The organism is Nibribacter koreensis (assembly GCF_039541795.1).
Lineage (GTDB): Bacteria > Bacteroidota > Bacteroidia > Cytophagales > Hymenobacteraceae > Nibribacter > Nibribacter koreensis.
The window spans coordinates 582,300-606,471 of sequence record NZ_BAABGX010000001.1 but is presented as its reverse complement, the minus strand read 5'-3'; the positions used below and the strand labels follow the sequence as shown (position 1 = coordinate 606,471).

Genomic DNA, 24,172 nt, shown 5'->3' with positions numbered 1-24,172 from the left:
TGGTTCTTAGTTTAGGTGAAGGTGCCGTTTGCCTCTTCAAGAAGTATTATAGATATGATGAACCATATACTTAATACCAAAGGTGCTTGTTGTGCTATTGGGTAAAATTTAAGGACTAAGCGCTCTCTTGCCGCTAGTTCTCTACTAGGTCATTTTCCCCTGAACTGATTTAAACAATTGATTGTCTGTAAAAAAGACCTTTCTCTTTAAAAGAGAGAGCAATGCCGGTCATTCCGGTTTCTTTTGGTAATTTTGCCACCCATATCCTATATAAGCACACAGACATAGCATGATTAGTACCTCAAACGTTAGTCTTAGATACGGCAAGCGCACTCTTTTTGAAGACGTTACTATAAAATTCACTCCGGGCAACTGCTACGGCCTAATTGGAGCCAACGGTGCCGGCAAGTCCACTTTCTTGAAAATCCTTTCTGGCGAGATTGATCCCAACACTGGCACTGTAGACATTCCTTCTAAAATGCGTTTGGCGGTTCTAAAGCAGAACCACTATGAGTATGATGATTTTCCGGTGTTGCAGACCGTGATCATGGGCCACAAGCGCCTGTATGAAATCATGAACGAGAAGGATGCCATTTATGCGAAAGAAGACTTCACCGAAGAGGACGGTATCAGGGCCTCTGAACTGGAAGCCGACTTTGCCGACATGGAAGGCTGGAACGCCGAATATGAGGCAGGTGAACTCTTGAGCGGTCTGGGCATTCAGCCAGACATGCATTACACACTCATGAAAGACCTGGGTGGTAATGAGAAGATACGCGTGCTCCTGGCGCAGGCCTTGTTCGGTAACCCAGACATTCTGTTGCTGGATGAGCCTACCAACCACTTGGACGCCGAGTCTATCATGTGGCTAGAAAACTTCCTGGACAACTTCCAGAACACCGTGATAGTCGTAAGTCACGACCGTCACTTCTTGGATGCCGTGTGTACGCACGTGGCAGACATTGACTACGGTAAGATTAAATTATACGCCGGTAACTACTCCTTCTGGTATGAGTCCAGCCAGCTGGCTTCTAAGCAACGCACAGATGCCAACCGCAAGACAGAAGATAAACGCAAAGAATTGCAGGCCTTCATTGCCCGCTTTAGCGCCAACGCTTCCAAGTCTAAGCAGGCCACGTCTCGTGCTAAGTTATTGGAGAAACTAACCCTGGAGGACATTCAACCTTCTAGCCGCAAGTATCCATACATCCAGTTCAAGCAAGAGCGCGAAGCGGGTAACCAATTGTTGCAGGTGGACGACATGACGGCTAGCAGTGATGATGGTATCTTGTTTAAGAATGTCTCCTTCATGGTAGATAAGAACGATAAGATTGCCGTCATCAGTCGCAATGACCTAGCCGCTACTACCTTCTTCAGGATCATTATGGGAGAAGCCACACCAGACAAAGGAGAATATAAGTGGGGAACCACCATCAGTACGGCCTACTTCCCTAAAGACAACAACGAGTTCTTCCAGACAGATTTGAACCTGGTAGACTGGTTGCGCCAATTTTCAGTAGAGAAAGATGAGAGCTTCATTAGAGGATTTTTGGGCCGCATGTTGTTCTCTGGTGAAGAGTCATTAAAGAAAGCCAGCGTCTTGTCTGGGGGCGAGAAAGTGCGTTGTATGTTATCTAGAATGATGTTGCAAAGCGGTAATATGCTGGTCCTGGATGAGCCTACCAACCACTTGGACCTAGAGTCTATCACGGCTTTGAACAACGGCTTGAAAGAATTCCAAGGCTCTTTGCTGTTTAGCTCTCATGACTTGCAGTTTGTGGACACCATTGCCAACCGCATCATTGAGTTAACGCCTAGCGGCATCATTGACAAGCGCATGGGCTATGATGAATACCTCACAGACAATGACATCAAAGAACTAAGAGCTAAAATGTACAAAGAGAAATCTATTGCCTAAAGGCTAGCCGTTTTTGGCCTGATTTTCAGAAAATAGCTTAAAAACAAAGGGCGCCTTACAGGGCGCCCTTTGTTTTTATCATGCTTGGTTATCTGCTATCCCCTAATGAGTCTTAGCAATACCATCACTATGGCAATGACTAACAGTACGTGAATGATTCCGCCTACTGAGTCGCCAAATCCTAAGAACCCAATGAGCCAGAGGATCACCAAAACGACGGCAATGATATACAGCAAATTTCCCATAATGCATCAAGTTAACGCGCTAGGCAAGCCAGCGCTATGTAACAATTGTAAGAACGTTAGGCTCGGCGTATCAAACGAAGAACCACAGCAATCACTGCAATTACTAACAAGATGTGGATGATGCCACCCACTTGATCTCCGAATCCTAAGAATCCGATTAGCCAGATGATTACCAGCACTACCGCGATGATATACAATAGATTTCCCATAGTTTTAGTTGTGTTAGGTTTTAGTTTAGTTTCCTTCCACCGGTTACACGCGACATGTTTCCTTATGGAATTTTTAGCTTGTACGCAACAGTATTCCAAAAGATTTATATAGGCATATAATATGTTTAAAATTTGTCTTTTTTTAAGGCAAAAAACGGATGTAGGCCATATGGAAATCAATGACTTGGGCACACGTAGAAAAATCTTAGTTTTGTAACAAGATTCTTACCTATACCCACCATATATGAACATAGCCGTTATTGGTTCTGGCACTATGGGCAATGGCATTGCCCACGTTTTTGCGCAGAACTCCTTCCAAGTTTCGCTTATTGATATTTCTCAGGATTCTTTAACCCGCGCCCTGGCCACCATTGGCAAGAACCTGGACCGCATGGTAACCAAAGGCACCCTTACTGAAGACCAAAAAGGTGAAACCCTGGGCCGCATCACTACTTTTACGGACATGAAGGCCGGCGTACAGAACGCTGACCTGGTAGTAGAAGCCGCCACAGAAAATGTGGACCTGAAACTGGATATCTTCAGAAACCTGGACGCCTTTACCAAGCCTGAGTGTATTCTGGCCAGCAACACTTCTTCTATTTCCATTACTAAGATTGCATCGGTGACCCAGCGTCCAGACAAAGTGATTGGCATGCACTTTATGAACCCGGTGCCGGTTATGAAGCTGGTAGAGGTGATCAGAGGTTATTCTACAAGTGATGCTGTAACTACTCAAATCTTAGACTTGTCTAAGCAGTTGGGTAAAATTCCGGCTGAAGCCAATGACTACCCAGGTTTTGTGGCCAACCGCATCCTCATGCCGATGATCAATGAGGCCATCTATTCCTTGTTTGAAGGCGTAGCCGGTGTAGAAGAGATTGACACCATCATGAAACTAGGCATGGCCCACCCCATGGGACCCTTGCAACTAGCCGACTTTATTGGCCTGGACGTATGCCTTTCTATTTTGCGCGTGTTGCATGACGGTTTCGGGAACCCGAAATATGCCCCTTGCCCACTGTTGGTAAACATGGTACAGGCTGGTCACAAAGGCGTTAAATCTGGACAAGGCTTCTACAGCTACACCCACGGCACCAAAGACCTGATTGTGGCAGATACCTTTAAAAAGTAATTTCTGATTTTTAAAAACGAAAGAGCCGCTCTTATAGAAGAGCGGCTCTTTCGTTTTTGGGCTATTTTCTAGAAAAAAGCCCAAAAACGGCATGACCAGGTCCCTTCTCCCTGAGGGAGAAGGTTAGGATGAGGGGGTTGGCGCTTCAGATGGCCCTACCCCAACCCCTCCCCAACGGAGAGTGGCTTTTATCTACATAGTTATTATAGATGGCGCGAGTCGTAATTTATCCCGAAGGATTTCGGGAGACTTGTGACTTGGGATGAGGGGAAGTCTCCGGACTTCTTTCTCGGGCACCGCGAAACTATACTTTAAACACTTCCTGATTTGTAATCCGGATACAGGGAAATGGGGATTTGTAAATCTCTACCATGGTTTACTACTCAGTCTACCGTCAGGCGGATTACAAATCCGCTTTTCAATAATTCGGGATTACAAACCCCAAATAGCAGGATAAAGATGAGTATGGAGGTAAAGATAAGGTAATGCCTTGTCTCTGACGCGTTGCCTTCTTCTCCTGATGTATTTAATACCCTCATTTTGAATTAGCATGGAAGCTTATAAATAGTTGGGCATCCCCCCTTCGTCCTCTCAAGCAAGAATTTGCGCTTTGACACGTGCTTGCCGCACCCGCTCGCGGATTTAGCCGGACGCCCTGAGGTTTCTTAAGCTGGAGCGTTTCCGTTTTTGGGCTATATTCTAGAAAACAGCCCAAAAACACCCTTATAATAGAATATACAAAGCTAATTATTATGGATTATACTATAAAGCGGAGCTGTAAACCAGAAAGAGCGGACAATTGCCCGCTCTTTCGTTTTTAACCTATTTCCTAGAAAACTGCCCTTAAACGGCTACTTCGTTTTCGCGCAAGGCATCGTTCAAAGACGTCTTCAAATCGGTGCTTTCTTTGCGTTGGCCAATGATCAAGGCACACGGCACCTGGTAAGAACCCGCCGCGAACTGCTTGGTGTAAGAACCTGGAATTACTACAGAGCGAGGTGGCACGTAGCCTTTGTATTCTTTCGGCTCAGAACCGGTTACGTCAATGATCTTGGTGCTGCCGGTAATACACACGTTGGCGCCAATCACGGCTTCTTTGCCAATGCGACATCCTTCTACCAAGATGCTTCGGCTACCAATAAAGGCACCGTCTTCAATGATCACGGGAGCAGCCTGTACTGGCTCTAAAACGCCGCCTAAGCCCACGCCACCGCTCAAGTGCACGTGCTTGCCTACTTGGGCGCAAGAACCCACCGTAGCCCAGGTGTCTACCATGGTTCCTTCATCCACGTAAGCGCCAATGTTGGTATAAGAAGGCATCAAGATCACGCCTTTGGCCAAATAAGAACCGTAACGCGCCAAGGCATGAGGTACCACGCGAACGCCCTGCTCGGCAAAATTGCGCTTCAAGGGAATCTTATCATGAAACTCAAACGGGCCGGCCTCAATGGTTTCCATGGTCTGGATGGGGAAGTACATCAAGACGGCCTTCTTCACCCACTCGTTCACCTGCCACCCGTCGGTAACTGGCTCGGCTACTCTAATCTGGCCTTTATCCAACAGTTCAATCACCGCTCTGATGGCTTCTTGTGAGTTGCCCTGCTTCAAGAGCTCCCGGTTCTCCCAGGTAGACTCAATTATTTCTCTTAAATCGTTCATTTGGTATGTGTGAAAGAAATCGATTACAAAAGTATTAAATTACGCGAATGTTCAGAAGACGAATTCTGCTGGCCTCTTTACTAAAGCCGGTGAACGACACCCGCATGTACGCCAAACTAGGCCAAAGCTTAACCAAGCTAGGCGCGGTTGACATGCACATTGCCGGGTTTGACGCACCTTTGCCTGAACCAAGCACCATCAGCTTCCATCCCATCTTCAGATTTAAAAGAATTTCATGGCAACGCCTAACCGCACAATGGCGGTTCTGGAAATTACTGAAAAAGCTGAAGCCCGAGGTAGTCATAGTCTGCACTCATGAGCTTTTAACAATGGCCTGGTGGTATAAAAAGAAGCACGGAGGTAAATTGGTCTATGACGTGCAGGAGAACTACCAGTTGAACTTACAAACCCAGCAGGTGTATGGCTCCTTTTTAGGCCATCTGTTGGGGAGCGTAATCAGAGCCGTAGAGACAAGGGCTTCAAAATCTATAGACCATTTTCTGTTGGCAGAGGCATCTTATGCTTCAGAGTTGCCATTTTTAGGGAACCGCTATACCGTCATTGAAAACAAATTCAAAGCACTTGAACCTGCCACTAACTCCTTTAGGGATATTCCAGTAAATCTAAAGGATGAGAAGCCTGTTCAATTGCTTTATTCTGGCACCATTTCAGAATTGTACGGCGTCCTGGAGGCGATTTCTTTTGCAAAGCAGTTTCACAAGGTTGTCCCCTGCTCTACTCTAACCATCATTGGCTATGCACCAGAAGAAGCTTTCCTGCAAAAAGTGAAAGCCATAATCAAGGAACTGGCCTTTGTGAGAATAATTGGAGGTAGTGCTTTAGTACCTCATACCCAGATTCTGGAACAAGAGAGAAAGAGCCACATTGCCCTCATGCCGTATCGCCCGCATCCTAGTACCATGAACTGTGTGCCAACAAAACTATATGAATACTTGGCAAACGGTCTGGTGGTCATCGCGCAAACCAATCCTTTGTGGCAGGGTATTTTAGAAGACGCCCGGGCTGGAATAAGTTTGGATTACAAGAACCCCTTGTCAGAAAATCAGATAGAGGAAATAGTAAAGGACACGTACTATCCTTTGGGCCTCCCAAAAAATGTCTTCTGGGAGCAGGAAGAGAAAAAACTCCTTTCAGTTATGGAAGGAATATTGCAAGCATATTAGCTATCTAATTTTATTTTTAGACACACCTAAACTTTTATCTCAATAACTCGTTTATATTTGCACAGCTATGACTAAACAATTAAGAAATTCGCGCATTGCCGGGGTTGGCCATTATGTGCCAGAGAAAGTGGTAAAAAACACCGACCTGGAAGGCTTGATGGACACCTCAGATGCCTGGATTGTGGAGAGAACCGGGATTCATGAGCGCCGCTACTTTGAGCCGGGTAAGGACACCACCGCCAACATGGGCACCCGGGCCGCCCAGATTGCCATGGAGCGCGCTGGTTTAGAAGCCAAAGACATTGACTTGATCATCTTCGCGACGCTGAGCCCAGATTATTTCTTTCCGGGACCGGGCGTGTTGATGCAGCGCGAGCTAGGCATGACTACCACGCCGGCGCTGGATGTGAGAAACCAGTGCTCTGGTTTTATATATGCCCTGTCTGTGGGCGACCAGTTTATCAAGACCGGCATGTACAACAACGTGTTGGTGGTAGGTTCAGAAATTCAATCCTCAGGCTTGGATTTCACCACGCGGGGCAGAGCAGTGTCTGTGATTTTTGGAGACGGTGCCGGTGCCGCGGTATTAGTACCAGAAGAAAACTTGGAGAAAGGCATACTCTCCACGCACTTACACGCCCAGGGCGAGTTTGCTGAGGAATTGGCCGCCACCGACCCAAGCAGCAACAAGCCGCAGCGCCTCACGCACGAGATGATTGATGAAGGCACCATTTATCCTTACATGAACGGTAGTACGGTTTTCAAGCACGCCGTAACCCGCTTCCCTGAGGTCATCAATGAGGCCCTGACGCAAAACGGCTTGCAGGCCACCGACATTGATTTGTTGGTGCCGCACCAGGCCAACCTGCGCATCACGCAGTTCATCCAGCAGAAGATGGGCTTGCCAGAGGAGAAGGTGATGAGCAACATTCAGAAATACGGAAACACCACCGCCGCCTCTATTCCCATTGCCTTTTCAGAGGCGTTTGAGCAAGGCAAGATTAAGGAGGGTGATTTGATCTGTTTAGCCGCCTTCGGGAGTGGATTTACGTGGGCTTCGGCCTTAATACGCTGGTAAACACTATGTACAGTACCGCCGAAGAAAACTATATTAAAGCCATTTTCAAGTTGTCTGGCAGCGGTGCCCAAGCCGTGAGCACTACGGCGCTGGCGGAGATGCTGGAAACCAAGCCAGCCTCCGTCAGCGACATGCTCCGCAAGCTTAACCTCAAGGAACTGGTGCGGTATGAAAAATACCATGGCGCCCAGCTCACTGAGACCGGCCAGCGCGTGGCCCTCAAAATCATCCGCAAGCACCGGTTATGGGAGACTTTTCTGGTGCAGAAACTCAACTTCACTTGGGACGAGGTGCATGACGTAGCTGAGCAAATGGAGCACGTCAAGTCTGAGCTGCTCATCCAGCGTCTGGACTCCTTCCTGGGCCACCCCAAGGTAGACCCGCACGGTGATCCCATTCCTTCTGAAGATGGAGAGCTCAGGTTGACCAAGCAGCAGGTGTTGAGCACCTTAGAAGTAGACCAGGCGGGTGTAGTATGTCGTGTGCAGGATGCCCAACCGGCCTTCTTGCAATACTTGAACAAAGTGGGCATCCAGATTGGCACCCACTTGCAAGTTTTGGACAAGATAGCCTATGATAACTCCCTGGAGATAAGCATAGATAAGAACAAGTCCGTGATTTTATCTTCAGAGGTGCTGGAGAAGATTTTTGTCATTAACCCTTGAGTTGCGTTTTCGCGCTGATTCCATGAAAATAGCCAAAAAACGCCTGACCTACGTCCTTTGCCTGTCCCTGCTTCTGTTGGCCGCCGGCTGTAATCCCAAAGACACCAACGGCGCCAAAGCACACCAGCAGGGCAAGAAATACATTGTCACCACCACCGGTATTCTAGCTGATGCGGTGGCTAATATTGTAGGCGATGCCGCAGTGGTAGACGCTTTGATGGGGCCGGGCGTGGACCCGCACTTGTACAAGGCCGCCTTAGGCGATTTGCAAACCCTGCGCGAGGCAGATGTCATCATCTACAACGGCCTGCACCTAGAAGGTAAGATGGGCGAAGTCCTGGAGAAGCTGGCGCGTCAAAAGACAGTATGGGCCGCCGCCGAAGGATTGCCGGAAAGCCTGCTCCGCACGCCCCCCGAGTTCCAGGACAGTCATGACCCGCACATCTGGTTTGACGTGCAGCTCTGGCGACAAGTAACCGAGCACCTCTCCCAGAAGCTCCAGCAACTGGACAGTGCCAACACCCTGAAATACCAACAAAACACCCAGCGCTACCTGGCCCAGCTGGATAGCCTGGACCAATGGATCGAAAAGGAAATAGCCGCCATCCCGGCCCAGCAGCGCATCTTAATCACGGCACATGATGCCTTCGGGTATTTTGGCGATGCCTATAAAATTGAGGTAAGGGGTCTGCAAGGTATTTCAACGGTGTCTGAGTTTGGTTTGCAGGATGTCTCCTCCCTTGTCAAGTTCATTGTAGACCGAAAGGTGAAAGCCATTTTCGTGGAGACCTCAGTTTCGCAGAAAGCCATTGAGGCGGTGTTGGAAGGCTGTAAGCAAAAAGGCCATCCTGTAAAACTAGGTGGCACGTTGTACTCAGATGCTTTAGGAAGTCCTGATAGTCCAGCCGGTACTTACATAGGCATGGTGCAGGCCAACGTCCAGAAAATCTCTAAAGCCTTGCGGTAATTGAGAGTTTGAATGAGTGAATGATTGATAGAATACCTGATGCCGTTTATAGTCTGTTTTTTGGAAAATAGGCTAAAAACGAAATAAAGAAGGTTAGCTAAACACATCAAATCTTAAGTCCTGTGTCTTAAATCTTATGTCTGGCTACCAGCTACCTGATACTACCAACCAAATGATACAACACGTAAATGACCCGGTTCTGGAGGTGCATGACCTCACGGTGAGTTACCAGCGCAAGCCGGTGCTTTGGGATGTGGATTTGACCCTTCCTTCACAGGCCTTGATAGGGATCATTGGGCCAAACGGAGCGGGAAAATCAACGCTCATCAAGGCCATTATGGGTTTGCTGCCGCTCAACAGCGGATACGTGCAGTTGTTTGGCCAGTCCATGGACGAGGTGCGCCAGCGGGTGAGCTATGTTCCGCAGCGCGAGTCGGTGGACTGGGATTTTCCGGCCTCTGCCCTGGATGTGGCTATGATGGGCACCTATGGCAAGTTGGGATTGTTCAGCAGACCCGGTGCCAAGCAAAAAGCCCAAGCCTTGGAAGCATTGGAGAAAGTGGGCATGCAGGACTTCGCCAACCGGCAAATCTCCCAACTCTCGGGCGGGCAGCAGCAACGGGTATTTCTGGCTAGGGCCTTGGCTCAAAATGCCGACTTATACCTGATGGATGAGCCTTTTGCCGGGGTGGACATTGCCACCGAGACTGCCATCATTGAGCTGCTGCGCCAGATGCGCGAAGACGGAAAAACCGTAGTGGTAGTGCACCATGACCTGCAAAGTGCACAAGACTATTTTGACTGGGTACTCCTGCTCAACATGCGCCTGGTAGCCTCTGGCCCAACCTCAGAAACCCTCACCCCTGAACTGTTAGAGAAAACTTACGGCGGCCGCCTAACCGAACTGAGCAACGTTAGTGAGCTCCTCCAGAAGAAGAACTTTCCCATTAGAGAAACCAAACCCGTCAAGAAATGAATACCCTCTGGGAATTTCTGAGCATGCAAGATGCCAATGTTCGGTTTGTGACCATTGGCTCTGTTTTGTTGGCGGCCAGTTCAGCGGTGGTGGGGTGCTTTACAGTGCTCAGAAAACGCGCCCTGGTAGGAGACGCGGTGGCCCACGCGGTGCTGCCGGGAGTCTGCCTGGCCTTTATCTTAACCGGCGAGAAGAATCCAGTTGTTTTGTTGGTAGGTTCCTTCTTGACTGGATGGTTGTCACTAGTAGTCATAGATTTGATTACCTCTAAGAGCAGAATCAAGGAAGACACCGCCATTGGTCTGGTGCTGTCTGTGTTTTTTGGAATTGGCGTGTTATTGCTCACTTCCATCCAGCACTCGGGCAATGAGAACCAGAGCGGCCTGGATAAATTCCTGTTTGGGAGCGCCGCCGCCTTGGTAGGTCAGGATTTATATACGTTTGGTGCCGTGGCTGTCTTGCTCTTGGTGAGCGTGGTGCTGTTGTACAAAGAATTTAAGCTACTGTCCTTTGACATTGCTTACGCCCGCACCATTGGATTGCCGGTGCGCAAACTAGAATTGCTATTGACCACGCTTACCGTATTGGCGGTGGTGGTGGGTATACAATCAGTAGGCGTGGTGCTAATGTCGGCTATGCTCATTACCCCAGCCGCCGCGGCCCGTTTCTGGACAGACAGACTAGGTGCCATGATCGTTATTGCCGCCGTGATGAGTGCTGTCTGTGGTGCCGCCGGCGCCTTCGTGTCCTTTACGGCTCCGGCCATGCCTACGGGCCCCTGGATTGTGATGCTTTTGTCCATGCTGGCCATTTTCTCCTTCATCCTGGCGCCTAACAAAGGCCTGCTGGCCAGATATCTGTCTCAGCGCCGCGTGCGCCGGCAGATGATGCGCGAGAACATCCTCAAGACCCTTTTCCACTTAGGAGAGCCCACCGGCGAATACCAGCACAGCTATTCTAAAAATCAGATCTTAGAACGCAGGCAACTGCCGGTTTTGAAAATGCAATCGGCGCTGAAAACCCTATCCCGGCAAGGTCTCACTCAAAAAAGCAAGCAGGGCTGGGCGCTAACAGAGGCCGGCAAGAAAGAGGCTCAACGGGTGGTGCGCCTGCATAGACTCTGGGAACTGTACCTAACCCAATATTTGCAAGTAGCCTCTGACCACGTGCACGAAGACGCCGAATCCATTGAGCACGTGCTCACTCCAGAACTAGAAAAGCGCCTGGAAGAATTATTAGACTACCCTACCGCCGATCCGCATCAAACCAAAATTCCGCAAAGCTCATGAACCTGGACGCATTCTGGATTATTTTGACCGCCTCACTGGTGGCCATCTGTTGTAGCCTGCTGGGTTGCTTTCTCATTCTTAGGCGCATGGCTATGGTGGGTGATGCTATTTCGCATGCTGTACTGCCGGGCATTGTGCTGGCTTTCTTGTTCAGCGGAACCCGCGAAGTATGGACCATGTTGCTGGGCGCTGCTGCCTTGGGCGTGGCCTGTACCTTCTTGATTGAGTTTCTGCACAAAAAAGCACGGGTGCAATCAGATGCATCTATTGGCGTAACCTTTACGTGGCTGTTTGCCTTGGGCATCATCCTAATTTCTGTGTACGCCGGCAAGGTAGACCTGGACCAGGACTGCGTGTTGTATGGTGAGATTGCCTACGTACCCCTGGACATCTGGCTCACCAAAGCGGGCCAAAATCTAGGGCCAAGGACGGTGTGGTTGATGGGTGGCGTACTGCTGGTGATTGTGGCGTTTGTCACGGCTTTTTACCGCCAGCTGTATTTGACGTCCTTTGACCCTGCCTTCGCGGTGGCTATTGGGGTTTCAACTTCGGTGTGGTATTACTTGCTCATGAGCGCGGTTTCCTTAACCACGGTGGCAGCGTTTGAATCGGTGGGCGCCATTCTGGTGGTGGCGTTTCTGGTTGGCCCTCCGGCTACGGCTTATTTGTTAACCGATGACCTCAAAAAGATGCTTTTTATAGCATCAGTGCTAGGCGTAGTGGCTTCTATTTTTGGTTTTTACCTGGCCCTGTGGTTAAATGGGTCGGTAGCCGGGGCCATTTCGGTCATCATTGGGGTTGAGTTTCTGTTAGCCTTTGTGTTGTCGCCTACCCATGGGTTGGTTTCCAGGAATAGGAAAATTTCTAAAGTGGCTGAAGTCTAAAATCCTTTGTCTCCCCTTCTGGTTCTTCCAATTACAACCGTCTACTTATATCCCCATGCAGGCAAAATTAACAAAGGAGGCAGCCCAGATTCTGTCCTTTGTAAACATATAACTCTGCTACCCTAGAAACACCTCCTTTTAAGGAACCGTTTTCTGGTTGTTTTTTGTAAAGTAGGTCAAAAACGGTCTAACGCTTCAGTTCATGTTTCTTCTATATTTTTTGCTTACCACCTGGCTTGCAACCGGTCCATCTGTCCCTCCTGCCTCTAATTTAACTCCAACAAATGTCGCACCTGCAACAGTGCAATGGCTTACGCTAGAACAGGCATTAGAAAAGTCTAAAACCAAGCCTAGAAAGATTGTGATTGACGTATACACTGACTGGTGCGGCTGGTGCAAGAAAATGGACAAGCAGGTGTACCAAGACCCAGACGTGGTAGCCAAGCTCAACAGGGAATTCTACGTGGTGAAACTAAACGCCGAACAGCGCCAACCCATCACCCTAAATGGAAGAACATTTAAATATCTAGAGCAATACAAGGCGCATGAACTAGCCCTGTCGCTTTTAAACGGCCAGATGAGTTACCCGTCCACGGTATTCATGAATGAAAAACAGGAAATCATGCAACGGGTGCCCGGCTTTTACCCAGCCAAAGACTTTATGCAACTGCTCACGCACATGGCCGCCAACTAACCATTGAAAATACCGGTATTAAGAACGCTACCTCCATCCATAACACCCTGATATTCAAACTACTATCGCTTACCTAATCCATTTGTGCCGTTTTTAGCCTATTTTTGTGAAAACAGGCTAAAAACGGCATTTCCTTTTAGAACCTTTCTGCTTTGCTACCAACTACACTCGCTCAAGATACCATAATTGCACTCGCCACGGCGGCTGGTCACGGGGCTATTGCCATCATCCGTTTGTCTGGTCCAGAGGCCATTGCCATTGTCAATGATGTTTTCAAAGGAAAAAACCTGCATAAGCAGCCGTCGCACACCTTGCATTTTGGGACCATTAGGGAAGATGACAGAATACTAGATGAGGTGGTTGTGTCCCTGTTCAAAGCGCCGGCTTCCTATACCAAAGAAGACGTGGTGGAAGTATCCTGCCATGGATCACCCTACATTACAGAGCAATTGCTTAAGTTGTTTTTGCGCAAGGGTGCCCGTCTTGCTGAGCCCGGTGAATTTACCAAACGCGCCTTCTTAAACGGTCAGTTTGACCTGGCCCAAGCCGAGGCCGTCGCCGATTTGATTGCCTCAGATTCTGCCCTCACCCACCAAGTGGCCATGAAGCAGATGCGCGGAGGTTTCTCACAGGAGATCAAAGCCCTGCGGGTACAACTCATTCATTTCGCCTCTATGGTAGAACTGGAACTGGACTTTAGCGAAGAAGACGTGGAGTTTGCCGATCGTAGTGCCCTACGCAGACTTATCACCACGTTGCAACAATTGGTAGCAGATTTGCTGAAGTCCTTTGAGATGGGCAATGTGCTCAAAAATGGCGTACCCACTGTCATTGCTGGCAAACCCAACGCAGGCAAGTCTACTCTGCTCAATGCCTTATTAAATGAAGAAAAGGCCATTGTCTCAGACATACCCGGCACCACCCGTGATGTGATTGAGGACGAAGCCCAGGTAGGCGGCATCCGGTTCAGGTTCATAGACACCGCCGGCCTGCGTGATACCCAAGACACCGTGGAGGCCATAGGCGTGGCTCGCACCAAAGAACAGCTACAGAAAGCCTCTCTGGTATTATATTTATTTGACGTGACGACTACCTCTCCAGAAGAATTAACTGAAGAAATTGAGGCGCTTCAGTTGCCGCAGGTGCCCTATTTGTTAATTGCCAACAAAAAAGACTTGGCCACCCCAGACCAATTGGAGCGCTTCACTGATTTTGAAAACTTGGTTTACTTATCAGCTGGCACAAAAGCAGGTTTAAAGGAATTAGAAGAAGCGTTGTTGCAGGTGGTGAACGCCAATGAAGCCCTTACCGGAGACCGTACCATCGTGACCAATTTGCGCCATTTCCAAAGCCTGCAAAAGACGGCTATGGCCTTGCAGGAAGTATTGCACGGCCTGGACACCGGCCTCACTGGTGACTGGCTAGCCGCTGACATCAGACGGTGCCTGTTTTATTTAGGTGAGATCACAGGCGACATTACCACCGATGATTTATTGGACAATATTTTCACTAAGTTCTGCATCGGGAAGTAAGGTTTACTGCTACCCATTATACAACTTCCCTACAATTTTCATTCATCTCGCTTATTGACAAGATGAATGAAAATTGTAGGGAAGCTTCTATTCAAGATACGGTTGAGAATACCCTCTCAAAAAAAAACCCTCCCTTTGATAACAGATAAATTCTGAGCATCCAGGTTTCAATCACCCATGTGTTCACAAAAGCCAACGGATAGGATAAAACACTAATTCCTAACTTCTAAGCACTTGACAGGTTGGATTAAGCCAATAATCTGCTTGGCGAATCCAAAATCTAGCAGATTAAACGCCGCTAAGGCTTTTAAAATGGCTTCTTGTGGGGTTAGGCAGGAAGTAGAGGCTGGACTTCTGAAACTATTTTTGCCATTAACTGTATAGAAAAACGGAATATATGGAAAGTAGGCTCTAACCTTGAATACGACTTACATTTAATTTTGCGAATCAATATTTTTTTAGGTTGAAGAATAAATACCTAAACAATTTAATATGTTAATTATTCTCAAGTAAATAAAGAGCAATAATTAACAATATATGAAATAGTGATTTTATTAAAATCAATCTAAGGTTAGAGTTTACGTAGCTAATTAGTAATTAGCTTAGTTATTGCATTTGTTTACCTATATTACACTAGTTATTTTTAATTTGTAATTAACAAAAAATGAAGAAAGCATTTTTACTAGTTTTAAACATAGTCTCACTTAGTGCATTTTCAACTCATTTATCTTCTGCTCAAAGCATTCAGTTTGGAGAAAATGTGAATTTTGGTCTTAAGGCAGGGTTTAATTGGACCAGCATTAATGACGAAAAAAGAGTAGAAGATTCTGGCGTTACGCCTAGACCTGGCTTTCATGTAGGAGGGTTAGCCCATTTTCATTTAAGTGATAATTGGGCAATTCAACCAGAATTAATGTACTCAAAGGAAGGAGCTAAATATGAATCTGCTAAGTATACGGGTAAAACGGATTTGAATTCTGTGAATTTGCCTATTTTAGTACAATACATGATTGGTCCTGGTTTTAGAATTGAAACGGGTCCACAGTTTGGCTTATTTACCGGCACAAAATTTGAAAATGCTGACAATGATGAAAAAAGAAAAACAGACATTCAGAATGGCAATGTTTCTTGGGCATTTGGTCTTGGCTATTTAACTAATTCTGGGTTTGGTATTGATGTAAGATATAACATGGGATTGTCAAATATTTACCCCAAAGATGTTTATCCTGGCCAACACGCCCGAACTCGTGCAGGGCAACTTGGATTTTTCTACCAATTCAAATAATAACAATTGCTGTTAAATAAAAAGGGGACCACACAGGATGAGGTCCCTCTTTATTTATTTATAGTTTTAGCAATTTCAGAATCTTGTTTTACTTAAATTTCTTGATTATTCCCTTGCTGTTATTTTGGTATAATTCTGCAAAGGCGGGGGCAAGAGGTTAATTCAATGCCCTAAAATCAGTAATCCCTCCTGACTCTCTAAGTCAGGAGGGATTACTGATTTTAGGGCATTTCCAATAAAATAGATTGGAAATGGCTAGGACATACTTTCAAAAGTAGAGTCAGTTTTTCTCAATGATGTTTTCAGGAGCCGTCAAATCCAGGGTAGCGCTAAATTTTTCGTAAAAAAAGCTCAGTTTCTCTTCCTTGTTTTCACTGCCTTCTACCAAAACCACTTGGGTGTCAGGAAGGTCTTGCAGCGTCCAGAGGTTTTCTTCTAGTACGGGAGTATAGTTGTTATTATTTGGGGCCATAAAATATTGTCTAATAAGGAGGCAATCTAATGCCTACAGCATACATAACTCAAAGAATGTACCATTTAGTATGCAAGACGCATAGTTTATTCTTCCTAACTACCTAATAGCCAAAATACTGCCAATTTATAACCTTGTTGAAATTCGGTGGGAATTAGATTAGATAATTGCTGTAATAACCACCGGTTTCTAAAATATTTTAGGTTGTATTACCAAGTGACTACCACCTTCCCTACAGTCTTGCCCCTCTGAAATAGACGAATGGCTTTTTGCATGTCTTGATGCGGGTACACGTGTCCAATGTGCTGAGGTGCCAGATCCAAGGCCTGAAGCTCACGCAACAGTTGGTGCATGAGATCGGTTTGCTCATAGAGGTAGATAAGGTTAAAGCCCATCAGGGACTTGTTTTCGGTGGGCAGTTTAAGTGGATCTATTCTTGGCCGTTGCAAATACTTCCAGAATAGGCGCGGGTAGTTAGGTTGGGCACTATGACTAGAAAAGCTGGCATTACCGTATACCACCATGCGGCCCATAGGCGCGAGTGCTTTCCAGCCTTGGGCTAGTACTTCTCCTCCTATGCATTCCATAATTAGATTCAAGGGCCTCTCTGCTAACGTTTGCCGCAACTGGGCGCCAAAATCCTTGCCGCGCAAAATCACAGCATCAAATTTCTCTTCCTGCCGCAGGAAATCTACTTTGTTGGGCTGGCCCACCGTTCCTATGGTATAGGCGCCGTACTTTTTACAGATTTGGTTGGCCAAAAGGCCTACGCCACCAGCGGCACTGTGAATAAGAACGGTCATCCCCTTTTGCATATTACCCAAAGACAACAGTGCATAGTAGGCAGTCAATCCTTGCACCAGAAAACCAGCGCCTTGCTCATAACTCCAATCTTGGGGCATGGGGATCACATACTGCTCATTAATGTTGATATAGGATACATAGCCGCCAAACCTAGTTACGCCCATCACTCGGTCCCCTACTTTACAACTGGTCACTGACCTTCCTACAGACACCACCTCGCCAGAAAATTCAAGGCCGGGTATAAAAGAACCGGCAGGTGTGGCACTGTACAACCCCTGCATGGCAAAGACATCGGCAAAATTAAGGCCCATTGCCTTTACCTGAACACAGACTTCATCTGGTTGCGGATTATCCAGAGCTTCGGTTTGCAGCGTCAAATGGTTAATGGACCCTGCCTTGGGCATACGGAATACCTGACGTAGTGGCATTTTAGAGTATAAGATAGATGGTGAATAATACCTTAAAACGAAGGGCTTAAAAAAAGGTAAACCTGGCTTAGGTACCTTTCTGATTCAATAGTTAAGCCTAAGTTTAGCTACACCCAAACGGTAGGAAAAACACGTGAACCAAAGCAAGCTAACTTCCCATAATCAGAATTCTGATTACACTATGCAGACGCAACCGCCTCGTAAGTACCATTGCCTTATTGATTTTTCGCCCAGCCGCTTCTTAATTGAAAAGTTAGTTAGCAATTTACAGAAGGCTGTGATGTACATGTGCCTTGATTTAAGGCCTTTGGCATTTGGCTTAACTACCGTCAGAATACCAATTATAGCTTAATGCTCTCACATAAAAATCCTTCCGTTTTTAGCTTGTTTTCTGGAAAACAAGCTAAAAACGGAAGGATTACTAGACTCTGCGTGAAATTTTATGCTTTTTGAAGTTCAGGCTTGGGCTTCCATTCTTCGGCGTTTTTAATGCCCAATTTCTGGGCGTCAAAAACCGGGTCCAGGCCGGCTTTGCGTTGTTCTTGATAGTCGCGCAAGGCTTTCATGGCCGGTTTTTGCAAGAGCAGAATGGCTATAATGTTGAGCCAGGCCATAATGCCCACGCCAATGTCCCCCAGGGCCCAGGCGGACTCGGCGGTTTTGATAGATCCTAGGAACGTGGCCACTAAGATGGCTGCCCGTAAGCCCCAAAGCGCCCATTTACTGGTACCTTTCTTCATAAGGTAGCTGAGGTTGGTCTCGGCTATGTAGTAATAGGCCATGATGGTGGTAAACGCGAAGAGCAACAAGGCGATGGCTACAAAGCCGCCTCCCAAGCTTGGGAAATACGTGTTCACGGCTTGTTGCGTATACTCAGACCCAATGGGCACGTTAGGCATGTTCTCCACCAGAAATCCGCCGGCCGGATTGACTACGTTGTACTGACCCGTAAACAGAATCATGAACGCCGTGGCCGTACAAACAAACAGCGTGTCTACGTACACCGAAAACGCCTGCACCAAGCCCTGCTTGACCGGGTGGCTCACCTCAGCGGCGGCGGCGGCGTGCGGTGCGGTGCCTTGTCCGGCCTCATTGGAGTAGATGCCGCGCTTCACGCCCCAGGCCACGGCCATGCCAAAGACCCCGCTAAAGGCAGACTCTAGGTTAAAGGCAGATTTGATAATCAAACTCAGCACGGCTGGCACCTCTGTTATGTTCATGGCAATGATGATAACCGCCATTAGGATGTAGGCGCCTGCCATGAAGGGCACAATGATCTCGGCAACCCGGCCAATGCGCTTAACGCCACCAAAGATGATTAAGGCCAGCACCAGCGTCACCACCCCGCCCGTCACGGCAGGTGGAATTGGAAATGCGTTGGTAATACCCAGCGCAATGCTGTTGCTTTGGACGCCCGGCAACAAAAAGACCATGCTAATGATGGTGGCCACGGCAAACACTACGGCGTACCATTTCACGCCCAGCCCTTTTTCAATGTAGAAGGCCGGCCCGCCGCGGTACTGCCCATCTTTTACTTCCTTGTAAATCTGACCCAGCGTGGCTTCAATAAACGCCGAGGCGCTGCCCAGAAAGGCAATCGTCCACATCCAGAAAACAGCACCCGGTCCACCCATGGCAATGGCCGTGGCCACGCCGGCAATATTGCCCGTGCCTACCCGGCCCGCAATGGCTATGGAAAACGCCTGAAACGAACTCACTCCCTTGGCAGAAGAGGCATTGTTGAACAACAACCTGATCATTTCCCTTAAGTAGCGCACCTGCAGAAACCGCGTGATGACCGAAAAGTAAATGCCCGTGCCCAGGCACAGGATGATTAAAGCGTTGCTCCAAACAATGTTGTTGATACTGCTGATGATCTCTTCCATGTGCGGGATGTGCGAAGATGATAAGGACTAAGACAAGGTAAAAAACAGCCTCTTGACCAGAAGCCAGTTCTTTGCTTAGTAAAGAAAAGAAAAATAATCTGGAGTTGAAGAAGGGGCCGTAAACTTTAAGCAAACGCACACCCATCATTTTCGGCCTGTTTTTCAGGAATTAAACAAAAAACAACCACCCTCCCTCAGTTAAATAATCCTTTTCTATTCAGAATATAGAACTCCAACTTCCTTCTCCCCTAACGTCCGCCACTGGCCAGGCTGTAAGTCACCTACCTCCACATTCACCATCCGTACCCGCACCAAGCATTCCACTTCATACCCTAGCTTAAAGCACATGCGCCTGATCTGGCGGTTGAGGCCCTGCGTGAGGACAATGGAAAATGTCTTCTCTTCTACTTGGTTCACCTGTGCAGGCCTTGTCATCTGGCCCATGATCACCACGCCGCCGGCAAGGTGGGCAAGTGCTTCTGGCGTGAGGGGCTTGTCTACCGTCACCAAGTATTCCTTTTCCTGATGCTGGTCTGCGTTGGCAATGCGGCTGTAAAGATGGCCGTCGTTGGTGAGGAGCATGAGGCCTTCAGACTCTTTGTCTAATCTGCCAATGGGGAACACCCGCTCTTGGATAGCCAGCGCCTGGGCTAAGTTGTTGTCTATAGATGGGTTGAGGGTAGATTCTACGCCCCTTGGTTTGTAGTAGGCTAGATACAGGAATGCTTGGGATGCTTTTAATACCTGGCTGTCAAGCGTTACCTCATCTGCAGGCACTAGAGTTTGTTGCAACTGCCCTTTTTGCCCGTTCACCCGCACCCTACCAGATAAAATAGCTTGTACAGCCTCTTTATTGGACAGCCTTCCTTTCTGTACCACAAAATACTGAAGAGACGAAGTGAAGGCTTTCATTTGGGGCTTAAGCGAAGGTGGCTGTGTTAATCATCAGCAAAGATAAAGGAAAGGAAAGAATGCCTAAGTAGCCTTCAGGGGCAACAAAGGACCATTCTCTGATTAGTTTACGCTAATTGTCTTTATGACTAAGGGTAGCTTTGTTTTTAGCCTATTTTCCAGAAAACAAGCCAAAAATGCAACGTATCTTATTTTTCTAACAGGCTTTGACTCTAAAGAGAGACAAAGATTGACTGGTATAAAGAGCTGTATCTTATAAGTATACGGGCATCACCTGCACGCTTCCAAAAAACTTAACTCATTTAATCCTATTGCTTGTTTAAAATATTCCATATACTTGCACTTCAGCTAAGCGTACGCATATGATTGTAGTAGCTGCCCGCATCCAGTAAAGGGCACCTTCCCTTCCTCTTTTTTTCATCTGCCGGCCTTTCTGGTTTGGTAACAGGTGAACTCTGTTTACTACAATCTATTTTCTCATGTCACAAGTGAATACCTCTCAGGGGAAGCTGTCTTCTTTCCTGTCTATCATAAAACAATCTCTTAACGGCGAAGAGCTGGATTACACCGTGGGTAGCATCCGGCGGTCGGTGGTGCTGTTGGCCATTCCCATGATGCTGGAGATGATCATGGAATCTGTCTTCGCGCTGGTAGACCTCTATTTTGTGGGCCACCTGCACAACAGTTCATACGCCATCCAGACCGTGGGCCTCACTGAGTCTGTCTTGACCGTCATTTACTCTTTAGCCATAGGCATGAGCATGGCCGCCACTGCCGTGGTGGCCCGTCGCATAGGCGAGAAAAACCCCGAAGCCGCCACCAAGGCCGGCATGCAGGCCATCTTGATTGCCGGCGTTGTGACCCTGGCGCTAAGTTTGGTAGGCGTTCTCAACGCTACCAACATCCTTTTGCTGATGGGTGCTTCTTCAGAGGCGGCCTGGGTGGGTACGCCGTTCATGCAACTTATGATGGGGAGCAGTCTCTTCATCATGCTGCTGTTCCTGATCAACGGTATTTTTAGGGGAGCAGGCAACGCGGCCATTGCCATGAAAAGTCTGTGGGTGGCCAACGTAGCCAACATCATCCTCTGCCCTATCTTCATCAACGGCTTTGGGCCCATCCCGGCGTTTGGCTTGACGGGTGCGGCCATGGCTACCACCTTGGGTAGAGGACTGGGCGTGGCTTACCAGATTTACCACCTCACCAATGGGAACAGTTCTTTGCGCGTACGTCTGGCGCATTTTGTACCAGACAAGGAACAAATCAAGGCCTTGGTGCAGATTGCCTCGCCGGCGGTGCTGCAGTTTGTGATTGCCTCCTGCAGCTGGATTTTTCTGGCGCAGCTGGTGGCCACCACCGGCGGCGACCACGGCTCTGCCGGGTACCAGACCGCTCTGCGCCTCCTTATGTTCTTCATCCTACCAGCCTGGGGCTTGAGCAATGCCGCCGCTACGTTGGTGGGCCAGAACCTGGGCGCCCAACAGGTGGACCGCGCCGAACGGGCCGTCTGGAAGACCGTCAAGTACAACGTCATCTTCATGGCCTTCGTGACGGCCATCAGTTTATTGGGTGCGGGTTACTTTGTGGCCTTCTTCACCAATGATGCGCAGGTGCAGGCCGTGGCGGTGCAAGCCATCAGGATTATGAGTGTAGGTTATATCTTTTATGGCATAGGCATGGTGCTCATCAACACGTTCAACGGGGCTGGTGATACCTGGACGCCTACCTGGGTAAATCTGGGCGGCTTTTGGGCGTTCCAGATTCCGGTGGCGTATCTGCTGGCCAAGACGTTTGGGCTGGGCCCTTTGGGCGTGTTCATTGCCATACCCGTAGCCGAGACCTTTATCACCCTGGTGAGCATTTACCTGTTCAAGCGCGGTAAGTGGAAGACCGTGAAGGTGTAGCCTTCCTCAATCAGGAAGAGAGTTGTAGCCGTTTTTAGCCTGTTTTCCAGAAAACTGACCAAAAACGGCAGGGAGGCAGCCTCCTCAAATAACCTAAGTTCTGGTTTTCGTATAGGCTAGTATCTATGAAGTTTCTGCCCTCGCAAATGCTTGCCATCCTGAAGAATAGGCCAGAGCGCCGCAATCTTCAGCTGCTCTTCAAATTCATGCTGGTCTTGGTAGCCTTGACAGTGCTCTTCACGGTCATCTTCCATTTGCTGATGCTGCGCGAAGGCCGCACTTTTTCCTGGATTACCGGCTTGTACTGGACGCTCACGGTCATGTCTACGCTGGGCTTCGGGGACATCACCTTTCATAGCGATATGGGGCGGTTTTTCTCCATCATTGTGCTCAGCACGGGCATGGTCTTTCTGCTCATCCTGTTTCCGTTTACGTTCATCAATTTCTTTTACGCCCCCTGGATGAAGGCCCGTGAAAATGCGCAAGTGCCACGTGAGCTGCCTCTTAACACCAAGGGACACGTTGTGCTCACCAAGCATGACCCGGTCACTGAGGCGCTCATCAAGAAGCTGGACCGGTTTGGCTACCAGTACGTGGTGCTGGTACCTGACATTGCCGAGGGGCTCCGGCTGCATTCCCTGGGCATTAAAGTCATGCTGGGCGACTTGGATGATCCTGTTACCTATGAGCGGGTACGGGTGAAACAGGCGGCTATGGTGGCCACCAGCTCATCAGATGAGATCAATACCAACGTGGCTTTTACCGTGCGCGAGATTAGCAGTGAGGTGCCCATTGTCTCTACCTGTAATTTTCATGCCTCGGTAGACATTCTGGAGCTGGCCGGCAGCAACCACGTCTTGCAGTTAGGCGAAACCATGGGCAACTTCTTGTCTAGGCGGGCCAGCGGCGGCGATGCCTGCGCCCTGGTCATTGGCGAGTTTAAGAGTCTGCAGATTGCTGAAGCCACCGTAATCCGGTCACCCTTGGTGGGTTTGACCATCAAAGAGACACAACTGCGTGAAAAAATAGGCGTGAACGTGGTAGGCGTGTGGGAGCGCGGTAAGTTTCAGGCAGCCCAGGCCGAAACCCTCATCACCGACCACACCGTGTTGGTGCTGGCCGGCTCTAAAGAACAGTTAAAGAATTATAACAGGCAGTACACTATTCCCCAGCACACCATTGCCCCCATCATCATCATTGGCGGCGGACGCGTGGGGCGGGCCACGGGAGAGGCACTGGCTGCGCGCGGGCTGGACTACCGCATCATTGAGAAAGCCGCCGACCGTCAAAAACCCAACCGGCATTACATACTTGGCAACGCCGCAGATCTGGAGATTCTCAAAGCCGCCGGCATTGACGAGGCGCCCTGCGTGATCATCACCACCCATGACGATGACGTGAACGTGTACCTGACCATTTACTGCCGCCGCCTGCGCCCCGACATTCAGATCATCACCCGCTCTACCCTGCAACGCAACTTGCCTACTATGCACCGCGCCGGCGCCGATTTTGTCATGTCCTACGCCTCCATGGGCAGTAATACCATCTTCAATCTACTCAAGCGCAGTGACATTGTCATGGTAGCCGAAGGACTTGATTTACTCCAAGTCAAGGTGCCAGAATCCTTGGCGGGCCGCTCAATTGCTGAGTCTTCCATCCGGCAGGAAACCGGGTGTACCATCATTGCCGTTCGGCATGAGGGCTCCGTGGTGATCAACCCAGAACCCACGTACGTGCTTCCGCCAGAGGCAGAAATCATTCTCATTGGCACCGTTGACGCAGAGAACACCTTCTTTAATATGTACGGCACAGACTAATTCGCTTTCAGCACTTCTGCCATAGGTTTGAGTCTGCTTTCAAGATCTAACCTTCGTTGGTTTTGTAGACCTAGCTCGTTTTTGGCTTATTTCTTGGAAATCGGGCTAAAAACGCCCTTCCTTGTCTCTGCTTCAAGTTTTTAACTTGCCCGAACGAAAGCTCCAAGTCACAGACTTGAAGCAGAATATGTAGGCATGTAGGTAGCGTTTTCGGCCTGTTTCTCAGAAAACA

The 24,172-nt window shown here is 48.5% G+C and carries 21 protein-coding genes; 14 read left to right on the top strand and 7 right to left on the bottom strand.

Going from position 1 to position 24,172, the window contains the following annotated elements; genetic code table 11:
• The first annotated feature begins 289 nt into the window (after window positions 1-289).
• Window positions 290-1,918 (top strand): ABC-F family ATP-binding cassette domain-containing protein, encoded by a 1,629-nt coding sequence (locus ABD880_RS02560; RefSeq protein WP_345162013.1) that lies wholly within the window; start codon window positions 290-292, stop codon window positions 1,916-1,918.
• A 95-nt stretch (window positions 1,919-2,013) separates the two neighbouring features.
• On the opposite strand, the gene ABD880_RS02555 is transcribed toward ABD880_RS02560, so the two are convergent.
• The gene (locus tag ABD880_RS02555; RefSeq protein ID WP_345162011.1) at window positions 2,014-2,163 is read right to left on the bottom strand and encodes a lmo0937 family membrane protein; all 150 of its coding nucleotides are present in this window, start codon (window positions 2,161-2,163) and stop codon (window positions 2,014-2,016) included.
• Window positions 2,164-2,219: 56 nt separating this feature from the next.
• Complete coding sequence (locus tag ABD880_RS02550; protein ID WP_231862235.1) at window positions 2,220-2,372, bottom strand: lmo0937 family membrane protein; 153 nt, start codon at window positions 2,370-2,372, stop codon at window positions 2,220-2,222.
• Window positions 2,373-2,616: 244 nt separating this feature from the next.
• Here ABD880_RS02550 and ABD880_RS02545 point away from each other — a divergent pair, with 244 nt between their 5' ends.
• Window positions 2,617-3,504, top strand: coding sequence for a 3-hydroxyacyl-CoA dehydrogenase family protein (locus ABD880_RS02545; protein ID WP_345162009.1), 888 nt, complete (start codon window positions 2,617-2,619; stop codon window positions 3,502-3,504).
• 843 nt (window positions 3,505-4,347) lie between these two features.
• On the opposite strand, the gene ABD880_RS02540 is transcribed toward ABD880_RS02545, so the two are convergent.
• The gene (locus ABD880_RS02540) at window positions 4,348-5,163 is read right to left on the bottom strand and encodes a 2,3,4,5-tetrahydropyridine-2,6-dicarboxylate N-succinyltransferase (RefSeq protein WP_345162007.1); all 816 of its coding nucleotides are present in this window, start codon (window positions 5,161-5,163) and stop codon (window positions 4,348-4,350) included.
• 47 nt (window positions 5,164-5,210) lie between these two features.
• On the opposite strand from ABD880_RS02540, the gene ABD880_RS02535 reads away from it, so the two are divergent.
• The 10 genes from ABD880_RS02535 (at window position 5,211) to ABD880_RS02490 (ending at window position 15,717) form a co-directional block, all read left to right on the top strand.
• Window positions 5,211-6,347: a glycosyltransferase family protein gene (locus ABD880_RS02535; RefSeq protein ID WP_345162005.1), complete on the top strand. Its 1,137-nt coding sequence runs from the start codon at window positions 5,211-5,213 to the stop codon at window positions 6,345-6,347.
• Between the two features lie 67 nt (window positions 6,348-6,414).
• On the top strand, window positions 6,415-7,425 hold the full coding sequence (locus ABD880_RS02530; RefSeq protein WP_345162003.1) for a 3-oxoacyl-ACP synthase III family protein: 1,011 nt from the start codon (window positions 6,415-6,417) through the stop codon (window positions 7,423-7,425).
• A gap of 5 nt (window positions 7,426-7,430) precedes the next feature.
• Window positions 7,431-8,090: a metal-dependent transcriptional regulator gene (locus ABD880_RS02525; RefSeq protein ID WP_345162001.1), complete on the top strand. Its 660-nt coding sequence runs from the start codon at window positions 7,431-7,433 to the stop codon at window positions 8,088-8,090.
• 22 nt (window positions 8,091-8,112) lie between these two features.
• Window positions 8,113-9,057 carry a metal ABC transporter solute-binding protein, Zn/Mn family gene (locus tag ABD880_RS02520; RefSeq protein WP_345162000.1) on the top strand — a complete coding sequence of 315 codons (945 nt, stop codon included), beginning with the start codon at window positions 8,113-8,115 and terminating at the stop codon, window positions 9,055-9,057.
• Between the two features lie 172 nt (window positions 9,058-9,229).
• Entirely contained in the window at window positions 9,230-10,033 is an 804-nt protein-coding gene (locus ABD880_RS02515; protein WP_345161998.1) for a metal ABC transporter ATP-binding protein, read from the top strand.
• The gene (locus ABD880_RS02510) at window positions 10,030-11,322 is read left to right on the top strand and encodes a metal ABC transporter permease (RefSeq protein WP_345161996.1); all 1,293 of its coding nucleotides are present in this window, start codon (window positions 10,030-10,032) and stop codon (window positions 11,320-11,322) included. The genes ABD880_RS02515 and ABD880_RS02510 overlap by 4 nt, the downstream gene beginning before the upstream one ends.
• On the top strand, window positions 11,319-12,206 hold the full coding sequence (locus ABD880_RS02505; protein ID WP_345161994.1) for a metal ABC transporter permease: 888 nt from the start codon (window positions 11,319-11,321) through the stop codon (window positions 12,204-12,206). The genes ABD880_RS02510 and ABD880_RS02505 overlap by 4 nt, the downstream gene beginning before the upstream one ends.
• A 301-nt stretch (window positions 12,207-12,507) precedes the next feature.
• A complete protein-coding gene (locus ABD880_RS02500) occupies window positions 12,508-12,900 on the top strand; it encodes a thioredoxin family protein (RefSeq protein ID WP_345161992.1) in 393 nt (130 codons plus the stop codon).
• 152 nt (window positions 12,901-13,052) lie between these two features.
• On the top strand, window positions 13,053-14,432 hold the full coding sequence (mnmE, locus tag ABD880_RS02495; RefSeq protein ID WP_345161990.1) for a tRNA uridine-5-carboxymethylaminomethyl(34) synthesis GTPase MnmE: 1,380 nt from the start codon (window positions 13,053-13,055) through the stop codon (window positions 14,430-14,432).
• 664 nt (window positions 14,433-15,096) lie between these two features.
• A complete protein-coding gene (locus ABD880_RS02490; protein ID WP_345161988.1) occupies window positions 15,097-15,717 on the top strand; it encodes a porin family protein in 621 nt (206 codons plus the stop codon).
• A 280-nt stretch (window positions 15,718-15,997) separates the two neighbouring features.
• Here ABD880_RS02490 and ABD880_RS02485 read toward each other — a convergent pair whose 3' ends face one another.
• The 4 genes from ABD880_RS02485 to ABD880_RS02470 form a co-directional block, all read right to left on the bottom strand.
• Entirely contained in the window at window positions 15,998-16,189 is a 192-nt protein-coding gene (locus ABD880_RS02485) for a hypothetical protein (protein WP_345161986.1), read from the bottom strand.
• Window positions 16,190-16,398: 209 nt separating this feature from the next.
• Complete coding sequence (locus tag ABD880_RS02480; RefSeq protein WP_345161984.1) at window positions 16,399-17,397, bottom strand: synaptic vesicle VAT-1 family membrane protein; 999 nt, start codon at window positions 17,395-17,397, stop codon at window positions 16,399-16,401.
• Window positions 17,398-17,861: 464 nt separating this feature from the next.
• Window positions 17,862-19,307, bottom strand: a complete 1,446-nt coding sequence (locus ABD880_RS02475) for an alanine/glycine:cation symporter family protein (RefSeq protein ID WP_345161982.1) — start codon at window positions 19,305-19,307, stop codon at window positions 17,862-17,864.
• Between the two features lie 213 nt (window positions 19,308-19,520).
• Window positions 19,521-20,219 carry a pseudouridine synthase gene (locus ABD880_RS02470; RefSeq protein WP_345161980.1) on the bottom strand — a complete coding sequence of 233 codons (699 nt, stop codon included), beginning with the start codon at window positions 20,217-20,219 and terminating at the stop codon, window positions 19,521-19,523.
• Between the two features lie 479 nt (window positions 20,220-20,698).
• Here ABD880_RS02470 and ABD880_RS02465 point away from each other — a divergent pair, with 479 nt between their 5' ends.
• Together ABD880_RS02465 and ABD880_RS02460 are read left to right on the top strand one after the other, a co-directional pair.
• A complete protein-coding gene (locus ABD880_RS02465) occupies window positions 20,699-22,123 on the top strand; it encodes an MATE family efflux transporter (RefSeq protein WP_345161979.1) in 1,425 nt (474 codons plus the stop codon).
• A gap of 125 nt (window positions 22,124-22,248) precedes the next feature.
• Window positions 22,249-23,940 (top strand): potassium channel family protein, encoded by a 1,692-nt coding sequence (locus ABD880_RS02460; RefSeq protein ID WP_345161977.1) that lies wholly within the window; start codon window positions 22,249-22,251, stop codon window positions 23,938-23,940.
• The last annotated feature ends 232 nt before the right edge of the window (window positions 23,941-24,172 follow it).